The organism is Bacillus sp. FSL K6-0268 (genome assembly GCF_038005425.1).
In the GTDB taxonomy this organism is placed as follows: Bacteria; Bacillota; Bacilli; order Bacillales; family Bacillaceae_G; genus Bacillus_A; species Bacillus_A thuringiensis_S.
Map to the genome: position 1 here is coordinate 342,308 of NZ_JBBOTF010000001.1, position 20,958 is coordinate 363,265.

Below are 20,958 nucleotides of genomic sequence, written 5' to 3' on the forward strand. Positions count from 1 at the left end.
AAGGGGAAAAGGTAGGGAGAAAAGATGAGTCAAGAAATTGAAACGAGAATCAGTCAATGTAATCAAAAATTACGAATTATATTTGAAGAACAAAATGAAAACCGAATCGCGCTGCAAAATCAAGAACGAGCTGAGGCTAGTTTTCATGAATGGAAAAATAGAAGCAATCGTTTATTTAACCGAATACTAGAAACTTGGCACGACGACAAAGAAGTGTTTCACCTTTTTACGAATATGCGGCAAGAAATCGGACAGTATGAAAGAAAACTTACATTCGAATTAGAAAATGAAAAAGAGACGTTGCTTAAAGAAAAACGGCATCGCAGTGAGAAAGAAAACGACCTTTCCTATGAACAGCAGCAACTACAAAGGGAGGCCGATACATGAGTTTAAACATGTATTTGGGAGAAGTACAAAGTCAAACTCAAAGTATGAACGCTATATGTAATGCTACGATTCAAAGTATGGAACAAGCCATTCAATCTATTGATGCCTTTGCGATAGACACAGTATTACAAGGACAAACATACAGTAGTGCAAAAGCCTACCTTGTCCAAACATTTCGGCCATTAGCGCAAGGAATCATATGCTTATGTGAAGAATTAATTCGCCAAAACGAAGCATTTCCAAACGAGTTCCAAGCGAAAGTTGCTTCGACAGATGTGATCGAACAAGAAATAAGAGAACAAATACGGGGAATTAATCAATCGATTACAAGTATAGAAGCAATAGAAGTACTTACACCAATGCCTGGAGTAGACGCAATTATTGCAGTCTTAATTGCAATGAGAAAAAAACTAGAAGAAAAACTAGAGCGTCTATATGAATTCAATCATTCGTCCAGCAACAACTACAGCACCGCCCTCCAATTAGCCGCTAGCATCACAGCCGGACTCGCTGAAGTGCAAAGCGGGAAAGGGTTTAGTCCTGTGAGTGGGACGTTTCATAGTGAAAAGTTAAATATGGAATGGGCAAAGCAAATTCAAATAATTATAGAAGAAAAAATACGGAAATCTGACAATGGTATTGGAAAAAGTGTAGATTTAGAGCACAATGTGTATAACGACTTTGAAGGAATAAGCAGCGAAAATCAATCTATCAATAATAGATTTACAAAAGATGAGATACAAGCGACACAAAAATACCTTGAAGGAATTAAAAATGGTACAATAAAAGGGAATATAGGTGAGGATTTCCAAGTTGAAACCGATGATTATGAAATGGAGCATAACATTTTTGGCCAGCCAGTCGGTGGTAGAAGGCCAGTACTCGATCCTTTTTTAATCGGTGTGGCGAAGTTTGGATTCGATTTTCTCTTTGGTGATCTTTTCACACTCTTTGACCCAGAAGCTACCTATGGTGAAAAACTCCTAGCAGTTGGGATGATGACTCCATATGGGAAAGGTGTAAAAATAGTTGATAAACTTCATGATTTAAAAAAGGTTGGAGATGTGAAGAAAGCAACGTCTGGGAGTGCGGGGGTTGCTAAGGGGATAGATAATCCTTTACTACCAGGTGAAGGGAAAGTTGGAACATATGAAGAATTAATTGATGCAGGAACACGTGGAGACAATATAACTCCTCACCATATGCCGTCTGCAAAATATATGAAAACAAAAGCAGAGGTACATAAAAATGATGGAGTAAGTATGAATATGGAGCACCCTCATCCAGGGAAAGGGGGCAGGCACCGTCAAACTGAAACATACGGAATGACTGGTAAGAAATTAGATGCCTATCTTAACCTTGAACCACGTGACGCTTTAGCACGTGATATAATTGATGCAAGGAATATTTATATAAAAGAAGGACTTTACACTCCTGAGATACGTTCAGGACTATTGGAAGTAATAAAATTAAATAAAACAAAGTACCCAAATATTTTTGACAGACAATAGGAGGTGGGGAAAGTTGGACATTTTAGTCGAACTTACCGAATTAAAGAATAGTCGTTTATTAAGAGATGAGAATGAAGTAGAAAAATTTGAAAAATCTATTGGGAATATTTTAGAAATGGAGGATGTTAACCATATAGAAGTATTGTGTCAAGGCTTTGATGATTTAACTGAAAATGATGAAGTAATGTTTGGTTTAATTCATGCTATAGAGTCGTATGACAAGATTGTTAGTTCTGAAGTTTCGCTGAAAGTGTTAGCTAATTCTATTCCTAAGATGATTCCTCATGCTAAGGAATGGTTAAAGATACTTCACAAAAGAATATTGAATCATGAACCATCGAGGAATATTTATAAAAAAATCATCCCTACATTAAACAATGATATTCAGAAATATGTTGTTTCTCAATTAACTAGTATTAAAGAAAGAAACCCAAGTCGTTTTGAAGAAAGTGTAAATTCAATATTAGATTTTTTAAAGTAAGTTAAAAACCTTGACTGGCTAAATGCCTTTCAAGGTTTTTTAGTAAACTAAAAGGTTTTACTTTTTGAAAATTTCACATGTAAATCAAAACTTATAATAGTAAATTGATATTCAAATATAGCGACAAAACTTACAGAATAATAGTTATCTATTAAATGAAACTACAATTCATAAGTGTTGATTTCTTTTTCTACCATTTTAAAACAAATATTATATTACTCCTAAGATTAACACAAATAGCTACCACAATATTAGGCGATAAGGCACTAAATAAAGTAGGCTATATCACAAAAGGAGCAAAAGCATCAAGTGGAGTAAGTACATTTGCTAATGCAGTAAAACTAGCAAAAGAATTGAAGCCTACGCTTGAAATGTTACAATCATTTAAGAAAGAGGCTTCCTATGCATTCTCTAATGTTGGTGGAACTATTATAACCAAAATACCACAAGGCGAATTATTAGAAGCTTTTTATAAGTTTGCGAAGTCTAAAGATGGTGGTAAGGGTAAAACTGGTGAAAAACTATCTAAAAAGAAATCAATACCGGACTTTGTGAAAAAGCAATGGGAAGCAGGGAATAGATTTAATAAGGAAAATCGTCCTCGATATCCTTATAATGAAGTAGAGTTAGAGGCAAAGGAAATCAATGGGAAGAAATATGTTGTAGATTCTTATATTCCGGGTGAAGAAATTGTCTCGAGGAAATTTACCCAATTGGCTGAAGTAAAAGAAAAGACGGCATTAAGTTATTTAAGTGAGTTTACTAAAAAGTATTCTTCCGGTTCAGAAGTTTCTTCAGGTAAATTTAATCCTAATGCTTTAAAAGGTGGTCGACTAGATGGAGAGTTAATTTTGGAAATCCCTGTACAAACAAAGCCAGTTCCACAAAAAATTATTGAAGAGGCGAATGAGAAAGGGATTATTATTCGTGATATTAATGGGAAGGTGTATAATTAATGGGAATTTATTATTGTGATAAGTGGTCTAATATAAAAAAGAAGCCTTGGAATATTATTGATGAGAATACAGCCAAGACACTTCATGAAAATCGTCATTCTTATACTGCTGTTCTTAGTGATGGAGAGCAGCCAAAGTATTTAGTAAATGTCACTGAGAAATGGGTATCGGTAAGTTTTTTGGATGATTTTCTTCGTAAATATTTACACTACGATTTTATTGTTAAAGAAGATAATAGACTATTCCTAAGGACAATAATGTATTGGGAATATGACGGGGATACACAGTTAAAAAGTATGATTTTGGGGTATCAAGAAAATGGTCATATTGCTATGGAGCAAAAAGATTCTAAAACTGGAGAAGTAGAAGAGCGAGAGATAAAAGATGATGTATCTAGAAATTGGGATGCATTCCCTAAGTTTGGCCAATACTTATATTTGTGCAAAGAAGAGAGGTAATTCTTTTGAATATAAGAACAATAACTAGGCGAGATAGCTATTAGTGGGCTAAGAATATAAATAAATGGAATAAACATGAAACTAATGAATTCGTAAGTTTTAAAGATATTGTAAAGTTAATTGGAAATTTCCCCAAATAATCCTACTTAATAAACAGATGAACTTAAAGCACTTGATTGCCGACTAAAAGCAACAAGTGCTTTTTATTTCGGAATTACAATATTTGGTACGGTGAATTATATATTCAAAAATACCAAAACAAAAGTTTCAAATGATGAAGTGCTTCCACAATTCTCTTTCATGATATGAAGAAGTTTTCAACGACTGGATTATCGTAGCAGTTTACTCTACGAGACATGCCAATCAATCGATTACAAGTATAGAAGCAATAGAAGTACTTACACCAATGCCCGGAGTAGGTGCAATTGTAACGGTATTAGGTACAATGAGAAAAAAACTAGAAGAAAAACTAGAAGAAAAACTAGAGCGTCTATATGAATTCAATCATTCATCCAGCAACAACTACAGCACCGCCCTCCAATTAGCCGCTAGCATCACAGCCGGATTCGCTGAAGTGCAAAGCGGGAAAGGATTTAGTCCTGTGAGTGGGACGTTCCATAGTGAAAAGTTAAATATGGAATGGGCAAAGCAAATTCAAATAATTATAGAAGAGAAAATACGGAAATCTGATAATGGTATTGGAAAAAGTGTAGACTTAGAGCACAATGTGTATAACGACATTGAAGGAATAAGCAGCGAAAATCAATCTATCAATAATAGATTTACAAAAGAAGAGATACAAGCGACACAAAAATACCTTGAAGGAATTAAAAATGGTACAATAAAAGGGAATATAGGTAAGTATTTCCAAATTAAAACCGATGATTATGAAATGGAGCATAACATTTTTGGCCAGCCAGTCGGTGGTAGAAGGCCAGTACTCGATCCTTTTTTAATCGGTGTGGCGAAGTTTGGATTTGATTTTCTCTTTGGTGATCTTTTCACACTCTTTGACCCAGAAGCTACCTATGGTGAAAAACTCCTAGCAGTTGGGATGATGACTCCATATGGGAAAGGTGTAAAAATAGTTGATAAACTTCATGATTTAAAAAAGGTTGGAGATGTGAAGAAAGCAACGTCTGGGAGTGCGGGTGTTGCTAAGGGTACGGGTAAAACTGTAAGCAATTATCTTGATGATATAGTCGAGGCTGGTGGTACCAGAGGAGAAATAGATTCTAAACTTCGAAATCCATTAGATAATCCTAAGATAGCAAAGGAGATTGAGGGAAATACTGAAGCTATATATGGATATTCACCTAAGAAGGAATCTGCCTTAAATAAGTTTGGGGTAGACTGGACAAATGGTGATGAAGTAGCTTATGCAAGAAGTGAAAGAATAAAGTATCATGAAAAAATACAACAAAAAAGAATACAACTAGAACAAGATATTAAAAATCTTCAAAATGATGGACTATCTATGGAGGAAATTGCTAGATTGAAAGTTGAAGAGCGAAATCAAGGAAGAATGGAAACGTATATAAAATCTAATAATTTAGATGGATTGAATGCAATGAAAGAAAGAAATATTCTTGAATATGGCAGGGCAGAAGGACCTACACCTGAACAACTTTATAAAAAGTATGGTTCATGGGAAGATGTGATATATGGCAGTTTAAAAACAAATCCAGCAATGGATGTCTTGACAGGATTATTTCATAGTATGGGAGGAAAATAATTATGAAAGAAGAAAAAATACAAGGTAATATAAAGTGGATTGCATACAATAATTTAAGATTTAGAATAGAGAAGGTTAATGATGATTCATCCGTAATTTGGGTTTCTGATAATTTTGTGAATTTATGTTTTACCTTAGTAATGAATGACTTTTTAAGTAGATGTGAGGATGAGTTGAATATAAATATTGAAATTGATTTTACTTGGAATAATCATAGAGGTTTGATTATAAAAAATCATGATATAAATCTAATTTTAGGAGAAATAATTAATTTTATTAGTGAATGGGAGTTAGAAGGAAATTCAAATGCTGATAATTTTTCTACGGAAGAGTGGTATTCAGCATAAGCTTACAAGGTATGCTAGCTTTCCATCATTCTTAGGAATTTAAAAATATGGAGGGAAATTTAAATTTAATGTATGTTTAGGGGATATTGAATGTGAATTGAACCTAAAGAGTTAGATAAATATTTTAAGCAACTAGTGAGGAATGAATTCTGTATAGTAAAGAATTCATTCCTTTTAAGTTTGTTTTAATTTACTTGTAATTATAGTAGTTAATATTTGAAGAGGCAATCACCCTAAGTCATAAAGAGACGAAAGCCTATACTCAAAGTAAGATTTCAAAGCTTTAGGAAGAAATTGGTTGAGTTAAAGGGGCTAAGGATGATACTTAGGCTGCGGCTAACGGTAAACCTAGCAGTAACAAAAATACAAATGTAGACAATTTTGACGCAAAAACAGCTACAAATAAGCAAAAAGGTAATTATGGTGAAATAAAATCTAGTGACAATTTATTGAATAATCAAAGTTTAAAAGAAGCTGGATTTGATTTTAAGCCAGTCGGAAAAAGTGCACCATCAGGCATAAATGATAAAATAGTAAAAGGGATTGATGGATTATACGAAAATGCAAATCCAAATTCAAATATTAAATATGTTATTGATGAAGCAAAGTTTGGTAGTTCACAATTAGGAAAAACTAAAGATGGACGACAAATGTCAGATGGTTGGTTGACAGGTGTGAATACTGAAAAAAGTAGAATATTGAAAGCTGTTGATGGAGATAACAAATTAGCAGATAAGATTACAAAAGCGTTGGAGAGAGATAAGGTAGAAAGAGTATTATCAAAAGTCGATAGTAGCGGAAAGGTTAAAACATTTAAGATAGATGCAAAGGGTAACATCGTTGGAGAATGGCCATAATTTAGAAGCTAGGAGGAATTGAATGGTATGAGAGATTATTTATGTATAGAAGAAAAGTGTAGAGAAGGAATTGAATATCATAAAGAGTTTATAGAGGAAAATAGAGAAGATATTAAAAGTTTAGAAGAAGATACTAAAAATGGAATTCAAAGATATTCTAAAGATAATAAGAGTATTATAGAAGGGACATATCTAGCCAATTTTAGATATGAGATGGAGGATATTAGGGCAAAGTATTCTTTAGGGGAAGATGTTAGTGTAATAGAAGAAGATTTTCATAATGCAATTTATGATTTAGAGAATACAGGAAGTAGGGAAATTGGATATTTAAGTCTGATTTGGATGATTTCCTTAGGGATTTTGTTAGAAACGGATAAAAAGAATATAGAAAGATTAAAAAAGATAGTTGATAAAAAAAATGTGAATGACGCAGTAATTGATTTCCTCTTATGCGCTAGTGATATCGGATACACAAAAATGATGAATAGATATTATAAAGAAAATCCATATGCAAAAACGAGAGAGATTATAGAACTTGCACAAATAGATAAAAAAGAAGCGTCTAAAAGATTACAAACGTACATGGAGAAAGAATGGTTTAGAGGCCATTATGATTATGAATGGAAAAATGCGCATAAAGAACCTGGATATGTAGGATATTGGAGCTTTGAAACGGCAGCGCTTGCGAAAATTTTGGAACTGGATGATATAAGTTTAAAAGATAATAATCATTATCCATATGATTTGGCACATTATAAAAATGAAATGAAATTTAAGCATATAGACCTAAGTGAATATCACTATGAAGATGAGACAGAAGAAATCGAGGATATAGTAGAAGGAATTGAACATAATCCTGCATTGGAAAATATTATTCCGCCAAAATGGCATTCATTGGTCAATGAATTAATACATGATTATGAGAATATGAATGATAGTAGTTTTTATGAAAAATACAAAAAAACGATAGGAATAGGTCAAGTGTGGTTCTTACCACAAGAGTATGAAGAAGAAAATGAGCAAAAAAATCTATTAGGAAGTTTAATTGTGTTTGCCCTGACGGTAAGAGATTATATACTACAATTGGACTATAAAGAAGATTTAGAGGACTACATCGATAATCTTAAAAATTTCTGGAATGTTTCAGAAACAAAGTTAGTTCAATTTATGTTAGAGAATGATCAAAATTATTATGCATGGGTACCAAAAGAAGTAAATATCCCAAATATGTATGAAGTGAAGATAGAGAGTGTCGATGTAGAGGAAGTTCTATAATAAGCATATTAAAACATTGTGTATCATGAGTAACGTTGAAAAACTAATTTATACGGAATTTAATGAATTAAGAGGTTAAAAATAGTGGTAGTTTGGAGAATCCAACTGCCACTATTTTTGTGTTTACGAATGGTTCTGTAAATTAAGTAGAGTATTTCAGAGTATATATATTATGTAGGAGAAGTAAATAAGTTAAAGGCGCTAAATAAAATCGGTCATATCGCAAAGACATCAAGTGGAATAAGTACAATTGCTAATGCAGAAAAACTAGCAAAAGAATTGCAGCCTACGCTTGAAATGTTACAATCATTTAAGAAAGAGGCTTCCTATGCATTCTCTAGTGTTGGTGGAACTGTTGTAACCAAAATACCTCAAGGTGAATTAATAGAAGCTTATTATAAGTTTGCGAAATCTAAAGATGGTAGTAAGGGTAAAACTGGTGAAATAGCTAAGGAATCTAGAAAAGTAGCCCAAACATTAGAAGCAGCTAGAGCACAACAACGTACGGTAATAGAATCAGTAGAAAGTGGCGAAGTAGCTTTAAAAACAACGAAGCGTAAAGGAAATTATGGTGAAATGAAGATGGATGACTTTTTTGAAAGTCAAACATATACTAGAATTAGTGATGATCGTGTATTAACATTAGATCAAAAAATTGTTAAGGGAATAGATGGTATATATGAAAATTCATCTCCGCCGCCTAAGTATGTAATAGCGGAGGCTAAGTATAATACTGCGCAACTTTCAAATACAAAAGATGGAAAGCAAATGAGCGAAACATGGATAGATGGTTCTAGACGTTTGGAATCAACTGTTGGAGAAGAAATGGCAGATAAAATTCGAGAAGAAATGCTTTTGAATCCTGAAAATGTACAAAATATACTAATTAATGTTGATAAGGATGGTAATGTGGTTAAAAGCATTTTGGATTCTTCTGGGAAGAAAATAATTGAGTAAGGAGAATGAAATGAGAGATATTTTAAAAAATGAAGATTATTTCGAGGATTATTTAAATAGACAGAATAATAGAATAGAAAAGTATAAAGAATTAGCAATGAAAGTAAAAAATGAAAGACCAAATGATTTAGGTAGTATTAAAAGAGCTTATGGATATATTGAATCAATTTGTATTGATAAATTTAATTGTTTATATTCAATGGGAAGACCTATGGAAGTACTAAGAGATTTTTACCCCGAAATAATTGAGGCGATGAAAAAGGGGTGGAGTGGCAAATATAGATATATAGATTTATTGTGGGTTCTTTCTATTGGGATAATGCTAGATGTTTCAAAAGATTATATAATTGAATTAGAAAAGTTGGTAGAAAAAGAGAAATTGAATGATTATTTGATTGATTTTTTATTTAGTTATAAAGATGAAAATTGGGAAGGGAATACCACAGAATTTATCTTTGCAGACCCATATAAATCAATTTATCGTGTGGTCAATGCAAAGAATAAAGAAGAATCAGTAAAGGAATTGAAAGAATATTTAGAGGGAAAATGGTATAAGGGGCATAGTGATACAGGCTGGTATGATTCACATGAAAATAAAAATGATATCTACAATGGTTATTGGAGTTACGAAAGCGGAGCAATCGTAAATATTTTAAAATTAGATGATTCAAGTTTAAAAAATACTTTATACTACCCTTATGATATGGTGCATTATCAAGGAAAATAAATGTAATAATCCACAGTGTTCAACTTTTTACACTGTGGATTTTTTAGTTTGTGTTAAAGTAGCTATAAGGGTAATGTTGGTAAGGGATCTAGTGAGCTAGAAGTAAGGTTGATGCAGAACTAATTAGGAATTATCACTGTTTTTTTATCTAAATATCCATAATATCTAATTGACTGTTAGTAAATTCATCAACATGTTGTTATCAGAATATATTTTTATATATATAAATTGATTTAAGAGTTTAGCTAAATCTTCAATAGGCCATATCACAAAAGGAGCAAAAGCATCAAGTGGAGTAAGTACATTTGCTAATGCAGTAACACTAGCAAAAGAATTGAAGCCTACGCTTGAAATGTTACAATCATTTAAGAGAGATGCTTCTTATGCATTCTCTAGTGTTGGTGGAACTATTGTAACCAAAATATACCTCAAGGCGAATTAATAGAAGCTTATTATAAGTTTGCGAAGTCTAAAGATGGCGGTAAGGGTAAGACTACAGAACCATACGATGTAGTACCGTATAGACCAAGCAATTCACCATTAGAAAATCATCATGGCGTTATGGATGTATGGGCTGAACATAATGTCCCTGATTATGTTAGTAGAGGGGCGAATACTCCAAATATAGCTTTAACTAAAGAGCAACACAATGATACTAAAGCTGTTTATAGACAATGGCTCTTTGATAAAACAGGGAAAAAGGTTGGAGGTAAAGTAGAGTGGAAATCTGTTTCAACAAAGGAAATACAAGAATTGACGGAAAAAATGTTTGATGCTGCGAATGTACCACGTTTAGCTAAGCAAGAGTATTATAGGGCTTTTAATCAATATAATTTTAGGGAGTAATTCAGATGGAAAATATTAATCAGTTGATTAAAAAAGTAAAATCATTACCTAATTGTCGAGTTCAGGAGCCTACAGAATTACCGTTAATTGATAAGAATAAGCATATGCTACCAGGTGATTTAAAAGAATTTTATAGTCTTTGTGGTGGTCTAACTTTATTTGAAAATGAGGAATATCCTATTCATATTGTTACCCCAAAGGGGTTTATTTTGGCTAATCCCGTAATTGTAGGAGAGTTATGTGAAGAAGATATTTCATCAACTTGGTATATTATATGCAATGATGGCAAGGATGAATATTTAACAATAGATCTTAGTGAAGAAAGACTAGGTAGATGTTATGATAGTTTCTTTGATCGGCATGGAATAGTTGGGGAGTCGCAAATTATTGCCACTTCATTCACTGACTTACTTGAAAAACTTATTAAGAATAATGGACAATATTGTTATTGGCTAAAGAGTGAATTTGAATCACTGGGTGATGCTTATGATGATCAAGAGTGAAAAGAGAATCTTTAAGTGAGATAGGAAAGTGACAGGGTGTTTGAAAATACGTATTCTATGATGGTTGAACCATTATGGAGTACTATGTGCAATTATAGAATAGAAAAAGAAGTACGAGTTTAGGTGAGATGAGACCATGAACAGAGAAGATTCTCTGAAACGATGTAACAATGGCAAAAGAGAATTTGTAGAACGAGAGATATTATTCCGTTATATGAGTCTGTTCGTTATGGTGAAAAGACGTATACGGATTTAGATGTGGAAGAAATAATGAAGTGGGTAGAGGAAGATGGGAAGGTGGATACATAAATATCCACCTTTTCTTTTTTTATACGGAAATTTGATTAACATGAATTCTTTTTTTATATGAAACCGTCTTCAAATAGGTAAACAAAATTAACTTTATTTACTTATACTTTATTACATGTTAACCTATACTTAATTTTTATAAAATATACTTAATTTTTGATTTTTTAAGGGTGTGAAAATGTAATGAAATCGGTATTAAAAAGCATACTTATTTCCTTTGTTTTTTCTGCAGTAGGTATGTGTTGGTTACTGTACGTATTATTCAAAGGGGACGGAGACTGGTTATTGTCTTGGATAGGTGTATTAATGGCATATTTATCTTTATATACTTTAATAGATTTATATTGTAAAAATACATACGATAAAAAAATAAATAAATGGCTTATAAAAACATCGGTGACTAGTTTTAGTTTTGCTGTATTAGGAATCTCATTTTGTATCATACATGAGCTATTAACACCATGGAGTCTTAGTTTAATGGTGTGGTATTGGTTGCTAATGTTAGTATTATTTTTAACGACTATAATATCATTAATCAGTTTAGTATTTGTTAATCGTAAAAATCACAATTTCACCGTTGGATATAAAATGCTCATACTTCTAAATGTATTTCTTACATTGGGACCAGTATTATGGCCGCTATTACTTTCTATTATTGGAAATGGTATGAATGCTAGTGCGGGCTGGTAAAAAGGAATTTAGATTAGTTGTGCAAAGAATAGGATGACAAGTTGATATAGAATTTTAAATGTTTATGAGAACATGTTTACATAAAAAATGAAAACATGTTCTCTTTTTATTTGCATGCATAACTCTTCCTCAGTTTACCGTATTTAAATTTAAACGTAAGTATTTCGTAAGGAATGGATAAGAAAAAAGAGAGATTTATCATATAGGATGAAAGTATAGCTTGAATCAATCCGATATTAATGGAGGAGAGAAAGCCTTATGAAAAAATGTAATTCAATTAAGTTAGCAAGTTTTGCAGTTTTATTAGCGGGTACTGCTCTATTCACACCTGGTTTTACTGTGACTGCAGAGTCAACTCAAAATATTTCTAGTTCGTCACAAGTACATGATCAAAAGAATCGTAATGGCTGGAAACAAGTAATGCAGGAAACAGTACAGCTTGGTGCTGTAGGAATATTAGCTAAGGCGTCTAATAACGGAAAAACTAGTAGTTTTACTGCTGGCTTGGCGGACTTAAGTACAAAGAAACCGGTGAATTCGGATTATCGCTTTCGGATTGGTAGTGTGACGAAGTCGTTTACTGCCACGACTATTCTTCAATTAGTAGGAGAAAAGCGCTTACAACTTGACGATCCAATTGAAAAGTGGCTACCGGGTCTCGTGCAAGGAAATGGGTATAATGGTAATCAAATTACGATACGACAACTTTTGAATCATACGAGTGGTATCGCTGAATACTTAAAGTCAAAAGACGCGGACATAATGAATTCGAAAAAAACGTATACAGCAGAAGAAATAGTGAAAATAGGCCTTTCGCTGCCTCCAGATTTCTCGCCGGGTAAAGACTGGTTGTATTCAAACACAGGATACGTAATACTAGGAATGCTTATTGAAAAAATAACTGGAAATAGTTATGCGGAAGAAATCGAAAAGCGAATTATTGAACCTTTGGACCTATCAAATACGTTTTTACCAGGAAATTCACCCGTCATCCCAGGAAAGAATCATGCTCGTGGATATGTAAAAATGGAAGGAACAGGCGAGTTGAAAGATATTACTTATTATAATCCGAGTTTAGCTAATGCAGCTGGAGATATGATTTCTAATGCGGATGATTTAAATAAGTTCTTTTCATCTTTACTCGGTGGTAAGTTACTGAAGGAACGCGAGCTAAAAGAAATGCTTACTACAGTTCCTATAGAAGGAAAAGGGGTTGGTGACGCATACGGTCTTGGAATCTATGAGACTAAACTTCCAAACGGTGTTTCAGTTTGGGGGCATGGAGGAGGAATTCCTGGATTTACAACTTTTGCTGGGGGAGTAATTGGAGGCAAACATACATTGGCTATCAGTCTCAACTCTATAGGTGGGGTCGATATTGTTCCACAGTTTAATAAAATGATGCAAATTGAATTTAATAAATAGATGAAAAGAAAGTGAATGGAATTTTTTTATAGTTATATTTAAAAGAGGTGCTTTTTTAAGTTCGCAACTATGGACAGTAGTTGCATTTATGATATGGCATCAAGTGTATTTCAAAGTGAAAATCAATCTTAATGCTTACGATAAAAATAAAAAGGATGTCAGTTGCATGGCATGCTTTTTATTTTGAAGAAAAGAAATGTGTTTATTTCTGAAAATTGTTATTTTTATAATCTTTTCATATAATGAAAGTAATAGGGGGTATAAAGGGGAGTTATGAATAGATGATACTTTAGTTTGTTAATTATTTCTAATATTAACTAATATAACAGTGGAGTTGAATACGATGGGACAAAATCATTTTAAATGGAGTAATAAGCAATTACGAGAACATGTTGAAGTACTAGACGGCACAAGAAGTCCACACATATTATTAAAGAATGTAACATATTTAAATTCCTATATACGCGAGTGGATGACAGCGCACATTTGGATATATAATGATCGAATTGTATATGTAGGGGAGCAGCTGCCAAAGCAATTAACGGAGTGTGAAGTTGTTGATTGTGAAGGAAAGTATGTCGTACCCGGTTACATAGAACCCCATGCACATCCATATCAGTTGTATAACCCAGAGACGCTAGCGAATCATGCGATGCAGTTTGGGACAACAACTTTTATTAATGATAATTTAACTTTATTTTTCACATTAAAGCGTGAAGAAGCATTTCGTTTATTAGATGAATTCAATAAGATTCCAGCAAGTATGTATTGGTGGTGCCGTTTTGATGGACAGACTGAATTACAAAACGGGGAATCTTTGTTTAATAGTGAAGAAATAGTAGAGTGGCTACAGCATGAAGCGGTGATTCAAGGCGGCGAGCTAACAGCATGGCCCAAATTATTACATGGTGATGATGAAATGTTACATTGGGTGCAGGAAACGAAACGATTACATAAAAAAGTAGAAGGACATTTTCCAGGTGCATCTGAAACGACTTTAGCGAAGTTAAAACTGTTAGGTACAGATTGTGATCATGAGGCGATGACAGGGCAGGAAGCTTTCGCTCGTCTTATGCAAGGTTACACTGTTTCCCTAAGAAATTCTTCAATCCGTCCAGATTTAGAAGTTTTACTGAAAGAATTGTTGGAACTAGGCGTAAAGCAGTTTGATAGATTTATTCTTACTACAGACGGCTCACATCCTTCGTTTTATGCAAATGGAATGACAAACGTTATGATTTCTACCGCGATAAAACAAGGAGTGCCAGTAATAGATGCATACCATATGGCAAGTTATAATATTGCTCGCTATTATAATATGGAGCATGTGCATGGTTCAATTGCGACAGGTAGAATCGCCAATGTCAATATTTTAGAAAGTAAAGAAAATCCGGTGCCAACGAGTGTAATCGCAAAAGGACAATGGGTAAAGCGTGATAGAGTAAACAAAAATGAATCGTTACTTATAGAATGGAGTAACTTCAAAGTAACTCCACTACTGTTAGACTGGACCATAGAAAAAGAGGATATGGTTTTTTCTAATAAAGCAGGTATACACTTATTGAATAACGTTATAACAAAACCATACGTTAGCGAAATCGACTTAGGCCTTAATGAACTGTCTATTGTTCATGATGAATGTTTCCTCATGATGATTGCCCGTGATGGCAGTTGGCGAGTGAATACAGTTGTGAAAGGTTTTGCGAATGAATTAGGTGGCCTTGCTAGTTCTTATTCAGGTACAGGCGATATCATTCTTATTGGAAAGAGTAAAGAAGATATGCTTACAGCTTTTCATAGAGTAAAAGAGCTTGGCGGAGGGATTGTAATTGCTGAAAAGAATGAAGTATTGCACGAAATTGCATTACCATTGCTCGGGATTATGTCGGATGTAAAGATGAGTGAATTAATACAAGAAGAGAAAAAGATGGTGAACTTACTGCAAGCGCGAGGATATGCTTATAACGATCCAGCATTTACGATTTTATTCTTTTCTGCGACGCACTTGCCTTTTATACGAGTAACACCTATAGGATTATATGATGTGAAAAGTAGTAAGGTAGTTGCCCCGCCCGTGAATTTGATAAAGCAATATTAAAAGGAAAGGTCCTATAAAAAATTTATTTTATAGGACCTTTCTCATTTCTAGCATAAGAATATTGTAAGCCTCAAATAATATAGTATCTAAATCATTTGAGGTGATATGTAATTATGAAAAAAATATTGTACATCTTAAGCATATTTATTTTGTGTGTATCGATACAACACGTTGTACATTCTCAAACAGATGCACCAAAGTTAACTTCAGATTGTCTCGAAGAAAGTAAAATTCGGGATGAAAAGTATGTGGAAAATATTATGAAGGACATTAAATCCGTATTTCATTTGGATTTTGATGAAGGTGGCTTTTGGGAAGTTAATAAAAGAGATTTAGAAGCTGCACATTTAATGTATGGTGGTCGGATTGATGATACGTATTATAATTCGTTAACTAAAGTTTTTGAAAGTGGTGGATATAGAGGAGAGCCAAGATTGTTTGTAAAGCCGCTTGAAGCATTTTTACTCTATAAAGAAATAGACGATACAAATGTGATAAAACACCTTGAACTTGAAAAAGGGGAATGGGTTGTTACTGAAACGCAAAAGAAGCAAGGGGAAATAGTGGAATACAAACCGTTGCAATGTGAAAAAGATTATTTGAAAAAGAGATATGAGTATCATAATCCCAAATGAAATAACGGAAATTTTGAAGGAGAAAAATTTCGTTAATACTTGTAAATGAGGCGGTAGAAATTCCTAGTAATTTCGCCATAAAAAAAACGTCATTTTATAGATTAAAAATGACGTTTTTTTTATTCTCAAAGCTTTTGTATTGCACTCTCAATTTTATTCACCAAATCAGCTGACACTTTATGAAAATACCCCAAAACTACCTTTCGAATATCATCGGATATAACTTTCAAATCACTAGCTAAGTTTTCAGCGAGATGTTCTTTTTCTATCGGCTGTAACTTCGTATAAAATTCACCAGCCTGCGTAAAGTCATTTTGTTTTGTTATAGAAGTTCTTTCAAGTTTACCTTCAACGTATCTTCCGTCACCGCTCGTTATTTGCTTAGTCGGTGTCCAATCTTGCTGCTGGTTAATCGTTAATTTGCGAAATTCGGGACCAATTCTTCTTCGTTGTGAATCACTGTAAATATTAGCGCGCCCTTGCAGCATTTTATCATCTGATAGTTCTGCACCATCCAGTAAATTAGAAGGGGAAAATGCGACTTTTTCTACTTGTTCCATAAAATTTTCAGGATTTTTATCTAATACCATTTTCCCGACTGGTATGAGAGGATACGTCTGTTCATCCCATACTTTTGTGTCATCTAAAGGATCATAAGATAGGTAAGCTTCATCTTTCGGATCCATGAGCTGGACGTATAAACCATACTCCAATGGTTTACCATTTTCAATAGCATCATATAAATCTTTCCCGCTATAATCAGGATTTTCAGCAGCTAGTTTAATTGCTTCTTTACTAGTAATGTACTGTACACCTTCAAATGGGTACCAATGATACTTTACATACTTTCGATTACCTTCCGCATTTCTCCATACATATGTATTAACACTATGTCCTGGAATGTGGCGAAGACTTTTGGCCGTACCATTATTAGAGTATAAACGGACAACAAAATGAATAGATTCAGGTGCTTTAGCGACAAAACTCCAAAATCTATTAGGGTCTATTAAGTTATTTTTAGGTGAAGGCAATAATGCTTGAATCGTTTCAGGGAAACGCATCGGATCACGAACAGAAAAAACAGGGATGTGATTGCATAAAAGATCAAAAATGCCTTCTTTCGTATAAAATTTTGTGGAAAAACCGCGTACATTTCTAGAAGTATCCGGTGTTCCTTTCGTACTAACAGCTAACGAAAATCGCACCATTACAGGAACTTTCTCATTAGAATTTTGTAAAAAACTTAATTTAGTATGTTCAGACATCGAATATATCGTTTGAAAATAACCGAACGCACCAAATCCTTTTACATGAACAGGTCTTTCTAAAATTTTTTCATGAATAAATTCTTGTAATGACTCATGCAGTACACTATCTTGCTCTAGTACGGGTCCACGTGAACCAACTGTTTGAGAGTGAAGTTTAGCTTGTTCATTACGTTCGTCATTTTCATTAAAGTCTTTCCCTAGTATAGATTGCCCCTGTTTATCATAGTTTTCATCCATCGATATAGCCTCCAAATCTTTTTTGTCCATTGTTACTAAATATGATTCTATAGCCTTAATTATGTATGACACGCACAGTTCAAAGCAGTAACATACCGCTAGATGAAAAAAACACATATGTAGTGGACCTGTTGAAATAGAAGAAATTATGGAAAAATGAATATCGGGAAGAGAAAGCACACGTTTTACTAAAAATGTGGAAGAAAACCACTATTAAAATTTCAATCTTAAAACTTAATTTATAAACGATTATATAGAGAATGAACGTTAAAAAAGGGAAAATAACTAGGAGGAATTTAGCATGTCGGATTGGTTTCAATTAGATAAAGAATATATGATGTCTACATATTGTCGTACAGAGGTTGCAATGGAAAGGGGAGAAGGGTGTAAACTGTATGATGTAGATGGTAAAGAGTATTTAGATTTATTTTCTGGCGTAGGAGTAAATGTATTAGGATATAATCATCCTAAAATTGTACAAACGACAATGGAGCAAGTTGCGAAATCGTTGCATTTACCGTTTCATTTTTTAAACCCAGTTGCAATTGAGTATGCAAAGAAATTAGTAGGTTGTACTTTAAAAAGCGGAAAAGTCTTTTTTACAAACTCTGGTACGGAAGCGACAGAAACGACATTAAAATTAATTGATAAATATAGATCTATTGCGAATGAAGAGCGTGATGGAGTAGTTGTGTTAAAAGATAGTTTTCACGGGAGGACGTTAGGGGCACTACATTTTACGAGACAAGAAAAGGTATATCAAAATTTTCCTAAAACATCTATTCCTGTATATGAAGTAGAGCGCGAGAATATAGACCAATTAGAAGAAACCATTATTAAAGAAAATCCAATTGCGATTATGCTAGAGCCTGTTTTAGGTAGCGGGGGGATTTATCCTTTATCAAGTGAATATTTACATGGTGTTCAAAATTTATGTAAAAAATATAATGTACTTCTTGTCGTTGATGAAGTTCAAAGTGGAATGGGTCGAACGGGAAAACTATTTGCTTATCAAAATTTTAATATTACACCGGACATTATTCAAATCGGTAAAGGAGCAGGAGGCGGGATACCGCTAGGGGGAATTATTGTAGGTGAAAAGTTATGTGATGTATTTTCACCAGGAGATCACGGGACAACGTTTGCTCACTCATCAATGGGAACAGCATTAGGTTTAACTGTATTAAATACATTACTTGATGATGGGTTAATGCAAGAAGCTTATGAAACGTCACTATATTTAAATGACAAACTGCAAGACATTCAGAAAGAAAATTCTTATTATATTCAGGAAGTGCGTCATGCGGGGATGATGTTTGGGATAAGTGTGAATGACACGAATGAAAATGTGAAGAAATTACAGATTGAGTTAATGAATAAAGGGATGTTGGTCGATGTAACACAAGGGAATATTATTCGATTACTTCCGCCGTATATTATTACGAAAGAGGAAATTGACGCATTCACTTATGAGTTTATTTCCTGTGTTCATAACATAGCTGCTACAGCAAGTATTTAAAAAAATATAAAAAAATATAAAAAGCTAAAGAAGCCGCTATTTTAGCGGCTTCTTTAGCTTTTTAAAATAGTAAATTACTTAACATAGAGAGCATCTCATTGGACAAATAATTAATTATGTGAAACAATAATAACAGATAAGGAGACGTTAATTTTCCTTAAGTGCTTCGAATTAATTTTATTCAATAAGAGAAGGTGTGCTTAAAGAAGTTAAATTAAATAAGGAGCTGTTTTATTATATGCAACAAAATAATGATTTAAATTTTGAACCTCAAGACGTTAATATTGTCAATCCTAAACAAGCCAGGAAAGCAGTAATTGCTACTGGTATAGGAAACGCAATGGAGTGGTTTGACTTCGGATTATACGCGTATTTAGCGGTTATTTTAAGTCAATTATTCTTCTCAGGTGTTGATAATAGTGGATTGCAGCTTGTACTTACATTCGGTACATTTGCAGCAGCCTTTCTCGTTCGACCAATCGGAGGTGTATTCTTTGGTAGAATAGGAGATAAGTACGGCCGAAAAATCGTGTTAAGTACTACTATTATTTTAATGGCACTTTCTACATTATTCATCGCATTACTACCAACCTATGAACAAATTGGTGTATGGGCACCAATACTACTTTTAGTTGCCCGAATGATTCAAGGCTTCTCTACAGGCGGCGAATATTCAGGTGCAATGGTTTATATCGCAGAATCTTCTCCAGATAAAAAGCGTGGTATACTCGGTAGTGGTCTTGAAATTGGAACACTCTCAGGTTACATTGCTGCATCGGTAATTGTTACCATTTTGACGTTATTGTTAACAGATGAGCAAATGCTCAGCTGGGGATGGCGTATTCCGTTCTTAGTAGCTGCACCAATTGGTTTGGTCGGTTTATACTTACGCCGTCATCTAGATGAATCTCCAATCTTTGAAGAGATGGAAAAAGCACAAGAGGAATCTGAAGACAATGAACAATTTTCATTTATGGATATTATTAAATATCACAAAAAAGACTTCTTATTAAGCACAGTAATTGTCGCCTTCTTTAATATTACAAATTATATGATTCTTTCGTATATTCCTTCTTATCTAACTCAAGTACTTAAAGTCGAAGAAACAACAGGCTTATTAATTATTTCTATTACGATGGCACTTATGATTCCACTAGCACTATATTTTGGTAAGTTAAGTGATAAAATTGGTAATAAACGCGTTGTGCAAATTGGTTTACTTGGTTTAACTGTATTTGCAATTCCAGCATTTTTACTAATAGGTAACGGACATATTGCAGCTATATTTGCAGGTATTTTCGTACTAGGTTTCTTCTTAAGTGTATATGAAGGAACATTACCTTCATTATTACCATCACTCTTTTTCACCGATGTACGTTATCGAGCACTTTCGATCTCATTTAATATTTCTGTATCGATATTCGGTGGAACAACACCGCTCGTATGTTCATACTTAGTTCATGCAACTGGTAACCCGCTCGCACCGGCATTTTATTTAGCAGGTGTAAGTATTATTGGATTAGTTGTATTTAGTGTACTATTTGTTACGACTTCAGGGCGTGCGCTAAAAGGTTCATATCCTACAGTAGAAACGAAAAAAGAAGCACACCTAATCGCTAAAGAAGACCCTGAAGAAACACTTTGGTGGCATGAAGAGTCATTAGAAATTGAAGCAGGGAAGAATGCTTCAATTTAAAAAGCAACGTAGAAGTATAAAAAGACTCCTATGAATAAATA

General features: G+C 33.6%; 16 protein-coding genes and 5 pseudogenes. 20 read left to right on the forward strand and 1 reads right to left on the reverse strand.

All coding sequences use genetic code 11. The features are described from left to right. The first annotated feature begins 24 nt into the window (after positions 1 to 24). The 18 genes and pseudogenes from MHI28_RS01705 (at position 25) to MHI28_RS01790 (ending at position 16,197) form a co-directional block, all read left to right on the forward strand. Complete coding sequence (locus MHI28_RS01705; RefSeq protein ID WP_340827574.1) at positions 25 to 387, forward strand: DUF3958 family protein; 363 nt, start codon at positions 25 to 27, stop codon at positions 385 to 387. Continuing rightward, on the forward strand, positions 384 to 1,898 hold the full coding sequence (locus MHI28_RS01710; RefSeq protein WP_340827575.1) for a T7SS effector LXG polymorphic toxin: 1,515 nt from the start codon (positions 384 to 386) through the stop codon (positions 1,896 to 1,898). The genes MHI28_RS01705 and MHI28_RS01710 overlap by 4 nt, the downstream gene beginning before the upstream one ends. A gap of 13 nt (positions 1,899 to 1,911) precedes the next feature. Next, positions 1,912 to 2,379: an Imm30 family immunity protein gene (locus MHI28_RS01715; protein ID WP_000353837.1), complete on the forward strand. Its 468-nt coding sequence runs from the start codon at positions 1,912 to 1,914 to the stop codon at positions 2,377 to 2,379. A 227-nt stretch (positions 2,380 to 2,606) separates the two neighbouring features. Then, positions 2,607 to 3,335 (forward strand): annotated as a pseudogene (locus tag MHI28_RS01720) (cytoplasmic protein); the annotation flags it as partial. Continuing rightward, positions 3,335 to 3,793 (forward strand): hypothetical protein, encoded by a 459-nt coding sequence (locus MHI28_RS01725; protein ID WP_086413316.1) that lies wholly within the window; start codon positions 3,335 to 3,337, stop codon positions 3,791 to 3,793. The pseudogene MHI28_RS01720 and the gene MHI28_RS01725, both read left to right, overlap by 1 nt. Before the next feature lie 352 nt (positions 3,794 to 4,145). Continuing rightward, positions 4,146 to 5,528 (forward strand): annotated as a pseudogene (locus MHI28_RS01730) (T7SS effector LXG polymorphic toxin); the annotation flags it as partial. A gap of 2 nt (positions 5,529 to 5,530) precedes the next feature. After that, on the forward strand, positions 5,531 to 5,875 hold the full coding sequence (locus tag MHI28_RS01735; protein WP_000656837.1) for a hypothetical protein: 345 nt from the start codon (positions 5,531 to 5,533) through the stop codon (positions 5,873 to 5,875). A 338-nt stretch (positions 5,876 to 6,213) separates the two neighbouring features. Beyond that, positions 6,214 to 6,732: pseudogene (locus MHI28_RS01740) on the forward strand (cytoplasmic protein); the annotation flags it as partial. A 27-nt stretch (positions 6,733 to 6,759) separates the two neighbouring features. After that, complete coding sequence (locus MHI28_RS01745; protein WP_086413187.1) at positions 6,760 to 8,007, forward strand: PoNi-like cognate immunity protein; 1,248 nt, start codon at positions 6,760 to 6,762, stop codon at positions 8,005 to 8,007. 297 nt (positions 8,008 to 8,304) lie between these two features. Further along, positions 8,305 to 8,964 carry a hypothetical protein gene (locus MHI28_RS01750; RefSeq protein ID WP_000941894.1) on the forward strand — a complete coding sequence of 220 codons (660 nt, stop codon included), beginning with the start codon at positions 8,305 to 8,307 and terminating at the stop codon, positions 8,962 to 8,964. 10 nt (positions 8,965 to 8,974) lie between these two features. Next, positions 8,975 to 9,691 carry a PoNe immunity protein domain-containing protein gene (locus MHI28_RS01755; protein ID WP_044782834.1) on the forward strand — a complete coding sequence of 239 codons (717 nt, stop codon included), beginning with the start codon at positions 8,975 to 8,977 and terminating at the stop codon, positions 9,689 to 9,691. 256 nt (positions 9,692 to 9,947) lie between these two features. Then, positions 9,948 to 10,537: pseudogene (locus MHI28_RS36100) on the forward strand (sugar-binding protein). Positions 10,538 to 10,542: 5 nt separating this feature from the next. After that, the gene (locus MHI28_RS01765) at positions 10,543 to 11,040 is read left to right on the forward strand and encodes an SMI1/KNR4 family protein (protein WP_000427920.1); all 498 of its coding nucleotides are present in this window, start codon (positions 10,543 to 10,545) and stop codon (positions 11,038 to 11,040) included. A gap of 135 nt (positions 11,041 to 11,175) precedes the next feature. Beyond that, positions 11,176 to 11,349 (forward strand): annotated as a pseudogene (locus MHI28_RS01770) (signal peptidase II); the annotation flags it as partial. A 183-nt stretch (positions 11,350 to 11,532) separates the two neighbouring features. Further along, on the forward strand, positions 11,533 to 12,039 hold the full coding sequence (locus tag MHI28_RS01775) for a DUF3902 family protein (protein ID WP_000843837.1): 507 nt from the start codon (positions 11,533 to 11,535) through the stop codon (positions 12,037 to 12,039). 258 nt (positions 12,040 to 12,297) lie between these two features. After that, the gene (locus MHI28_RS01780) at positions 12,298 to 13,464 is read left to right on the forward strand and encodes a serine hydrolase domain-containing protein (protein WP_000710629.1); all 1,167 of its coding nucleotides are present in this window, start codon (positions 12,298 to 12,300) and stop codon (positions 13,462 to 13,464) included. A gap of 343 nt (positions 13,465 to 13,807) precedes the next feature. Further along, the gene (locus tag MHI28_RS01785) at positions 13,808 to 15,562 is read left to right on the forward strand and encodes an adenine deaminase C-terminal domain-containing protein (RefSeq protein WP_000531325.1); all 1,755 of its coding nucleotides are present in this window, start codon (positions 13,808 to 13,810) and stop codon (positions 15,560 to 15,562) included. A 113-nt stretch (positions 15,563 to 15,675) separates the two neighbouring features. Then, the gene (locus MHI28_RS01790) at positions 15,676 to 16,197 is read left to right on the forward strand and encodes a hypothetical protein (RefSeq protein ID WP_000723218.1); all 522 of its coding nucleotides are present in this window, start codon (positions 15,676 to 15,678) and stop codon (positions 16,195 to 16,197) included. Positions 16,198 to 16,322: 125 nt separating this feature from the next. On the opposite strand, the gene MHI28_RS01795 is transcribed toward MHI28_RS01790, so the two are convergent. Next, a complete protein-coding gene (locus MHI28_RS01795) occupies positions 16,323 to 17,702 on the reverse strand; it encodes a catalase (RefSeq protein WP_000344195.1) in 1,380 nt (459 codons plus the stop codon). Positions 17,703 to 18,003: 301 nt separating this feature from the next. Here MHI28_RS01795 and MHI28_RS01800 point away from each other — a divergent pair, with 301 nt between their 5' ends. Beyond that, positions 18,004 to 19,221, forward strand: coding sequence for an aspartate aminotransferase family protein (locus MHI28_RS01800; RefSeq protein ID WP_001286468.1), 1,218 nt, complete (start codon positions 18,004 to 18,006; stop codon positions 19,219 to 19,221). A gap of 238 nt (positions 19,222 to 19,459) precedes the next feature. After that, positions 19,460 to 20,917, forward strand: a complete 1,458-nt coding sequence (locus MHI28_RS01805; protein ID WP_001186930.1) for an MFS transporter — start codon at positions 19,460 to 19,462, stop codon at positions 20,915 to 20,917. Positions 20,918 to 20,958 lie beyond the last annotated feature (41 nt).

What these genes read in the sequence shown, in the direction of transcription:
- MHI28_RS01780 (WP_000710629.1), top strand. Translation starts at nt 12,298, where the DNA reads ATGAAAAAATGTAATTCAATTAAGTTAGCAAGTTTTGCAGTTTTATTA.
- MHI28_RS01790 (WP_000723218.1), top strand. Translation starts at nt 15,676, where the DNA reads ATGAAAAAAATATTGTACATCTTAAGCATATTTATTTTGTGTGTATCG.
- MHI28_RS01755 (WP_044782834.1), top strand. Translation starts at nt 8,975, where the DNA reads ATGAGAGATATTTTAAAAAATGAAGATTATTTCGAGGATTATTTAAAT.
- MHI28_RS01805 (WP_001186930.1), top strand. Translation starts at nt 19,460, where the DNA reads ATGCAACAAAATAATGATTTAAATTTTGAACCTCAAGACGTTAATATT.
- MHI28_RS01745 (WP_086413187.1), top strand. Translation starts at nt 6,760, where the DNA reads ATGAGAGATTATTTATGTATAGAAGAAAAGTGTAGAGAAGGAATTGAA.
- MHI28_RS01785 (WP_000531325.1), top strand. Translation starts at nt 13,808, where the DNA reads ATGGGACAAAATCATTTTAAATGGAGTAATAAGCAATTACGAGAACAT.
- MHI28_RS01705 (WP_340827574.1), top strand. Translation starts at nt 25, where the DNA reads ATGAGTCAAGAAATTGAAACGAGAATCAGTCAATGTAATCAAAAATTA.
- MHI28_RS01710 (WP_340827575.1), top strand. Translation starts at nt 384, where the DNA reads ATGAGTTTAAACATGTATTTGGGAGAAGTACAAAGTCAAACTCAAAGT.
- MHI28_RS01775 (WP_000843837.1), top strand. Translation starts at nt 11,533, where the DNA reads ATGAAATCGGTATTAAAAAGCATACTTATTTCCTTTGTTTTTTCTGCA.
- MHI28_RS01795 (WP_000344195.1), bottom strand. Translation starts at nt 17,702, where the DNA reads ATGGATGAAAACTATGATAAACAGGGGCAATCTATACTAGGGAAAGAC.
- MHI28_RS01735 (WP_000656837.1), top strand. Translation starts at nt 5,531, where the DNA reads ATGAAAGAAGAAAAAATACAAGGTAATATAAAGTGGATTGCATACAAT.
- MHI28_RS01750 (WP_000941894.1), top strand. Translation starts at nt 8,305, where the DNA reads ATGTTACAATCATTTAAGAAAGAGGCTTCCTATGCATTCTCTAGTGTT.
- MHI28_RS01725 (WP_086413316.1), top strand. Translation starts at nt 3,335, where the DNA reads ATGGGAATTTATTATTGTGATAAGTGGTCTAATATAAAAAAGAAGCCT.
- MHI28_RS01800 (WP_001286468.1), top strand. Translation starts at nt 18,004, where the DNA reads ATGTCGGATTGGTTTCAATTAGATAAAGAATATATGATGTCTACATAT.
- MHI28_RS01765 (WP_000427920.1), top strand. Translation starts at nt 10,543, where the DNA reads ATGGAAAATATTAATCAGTTGATTAAAAAAGTAAAATCATTACCTAAT.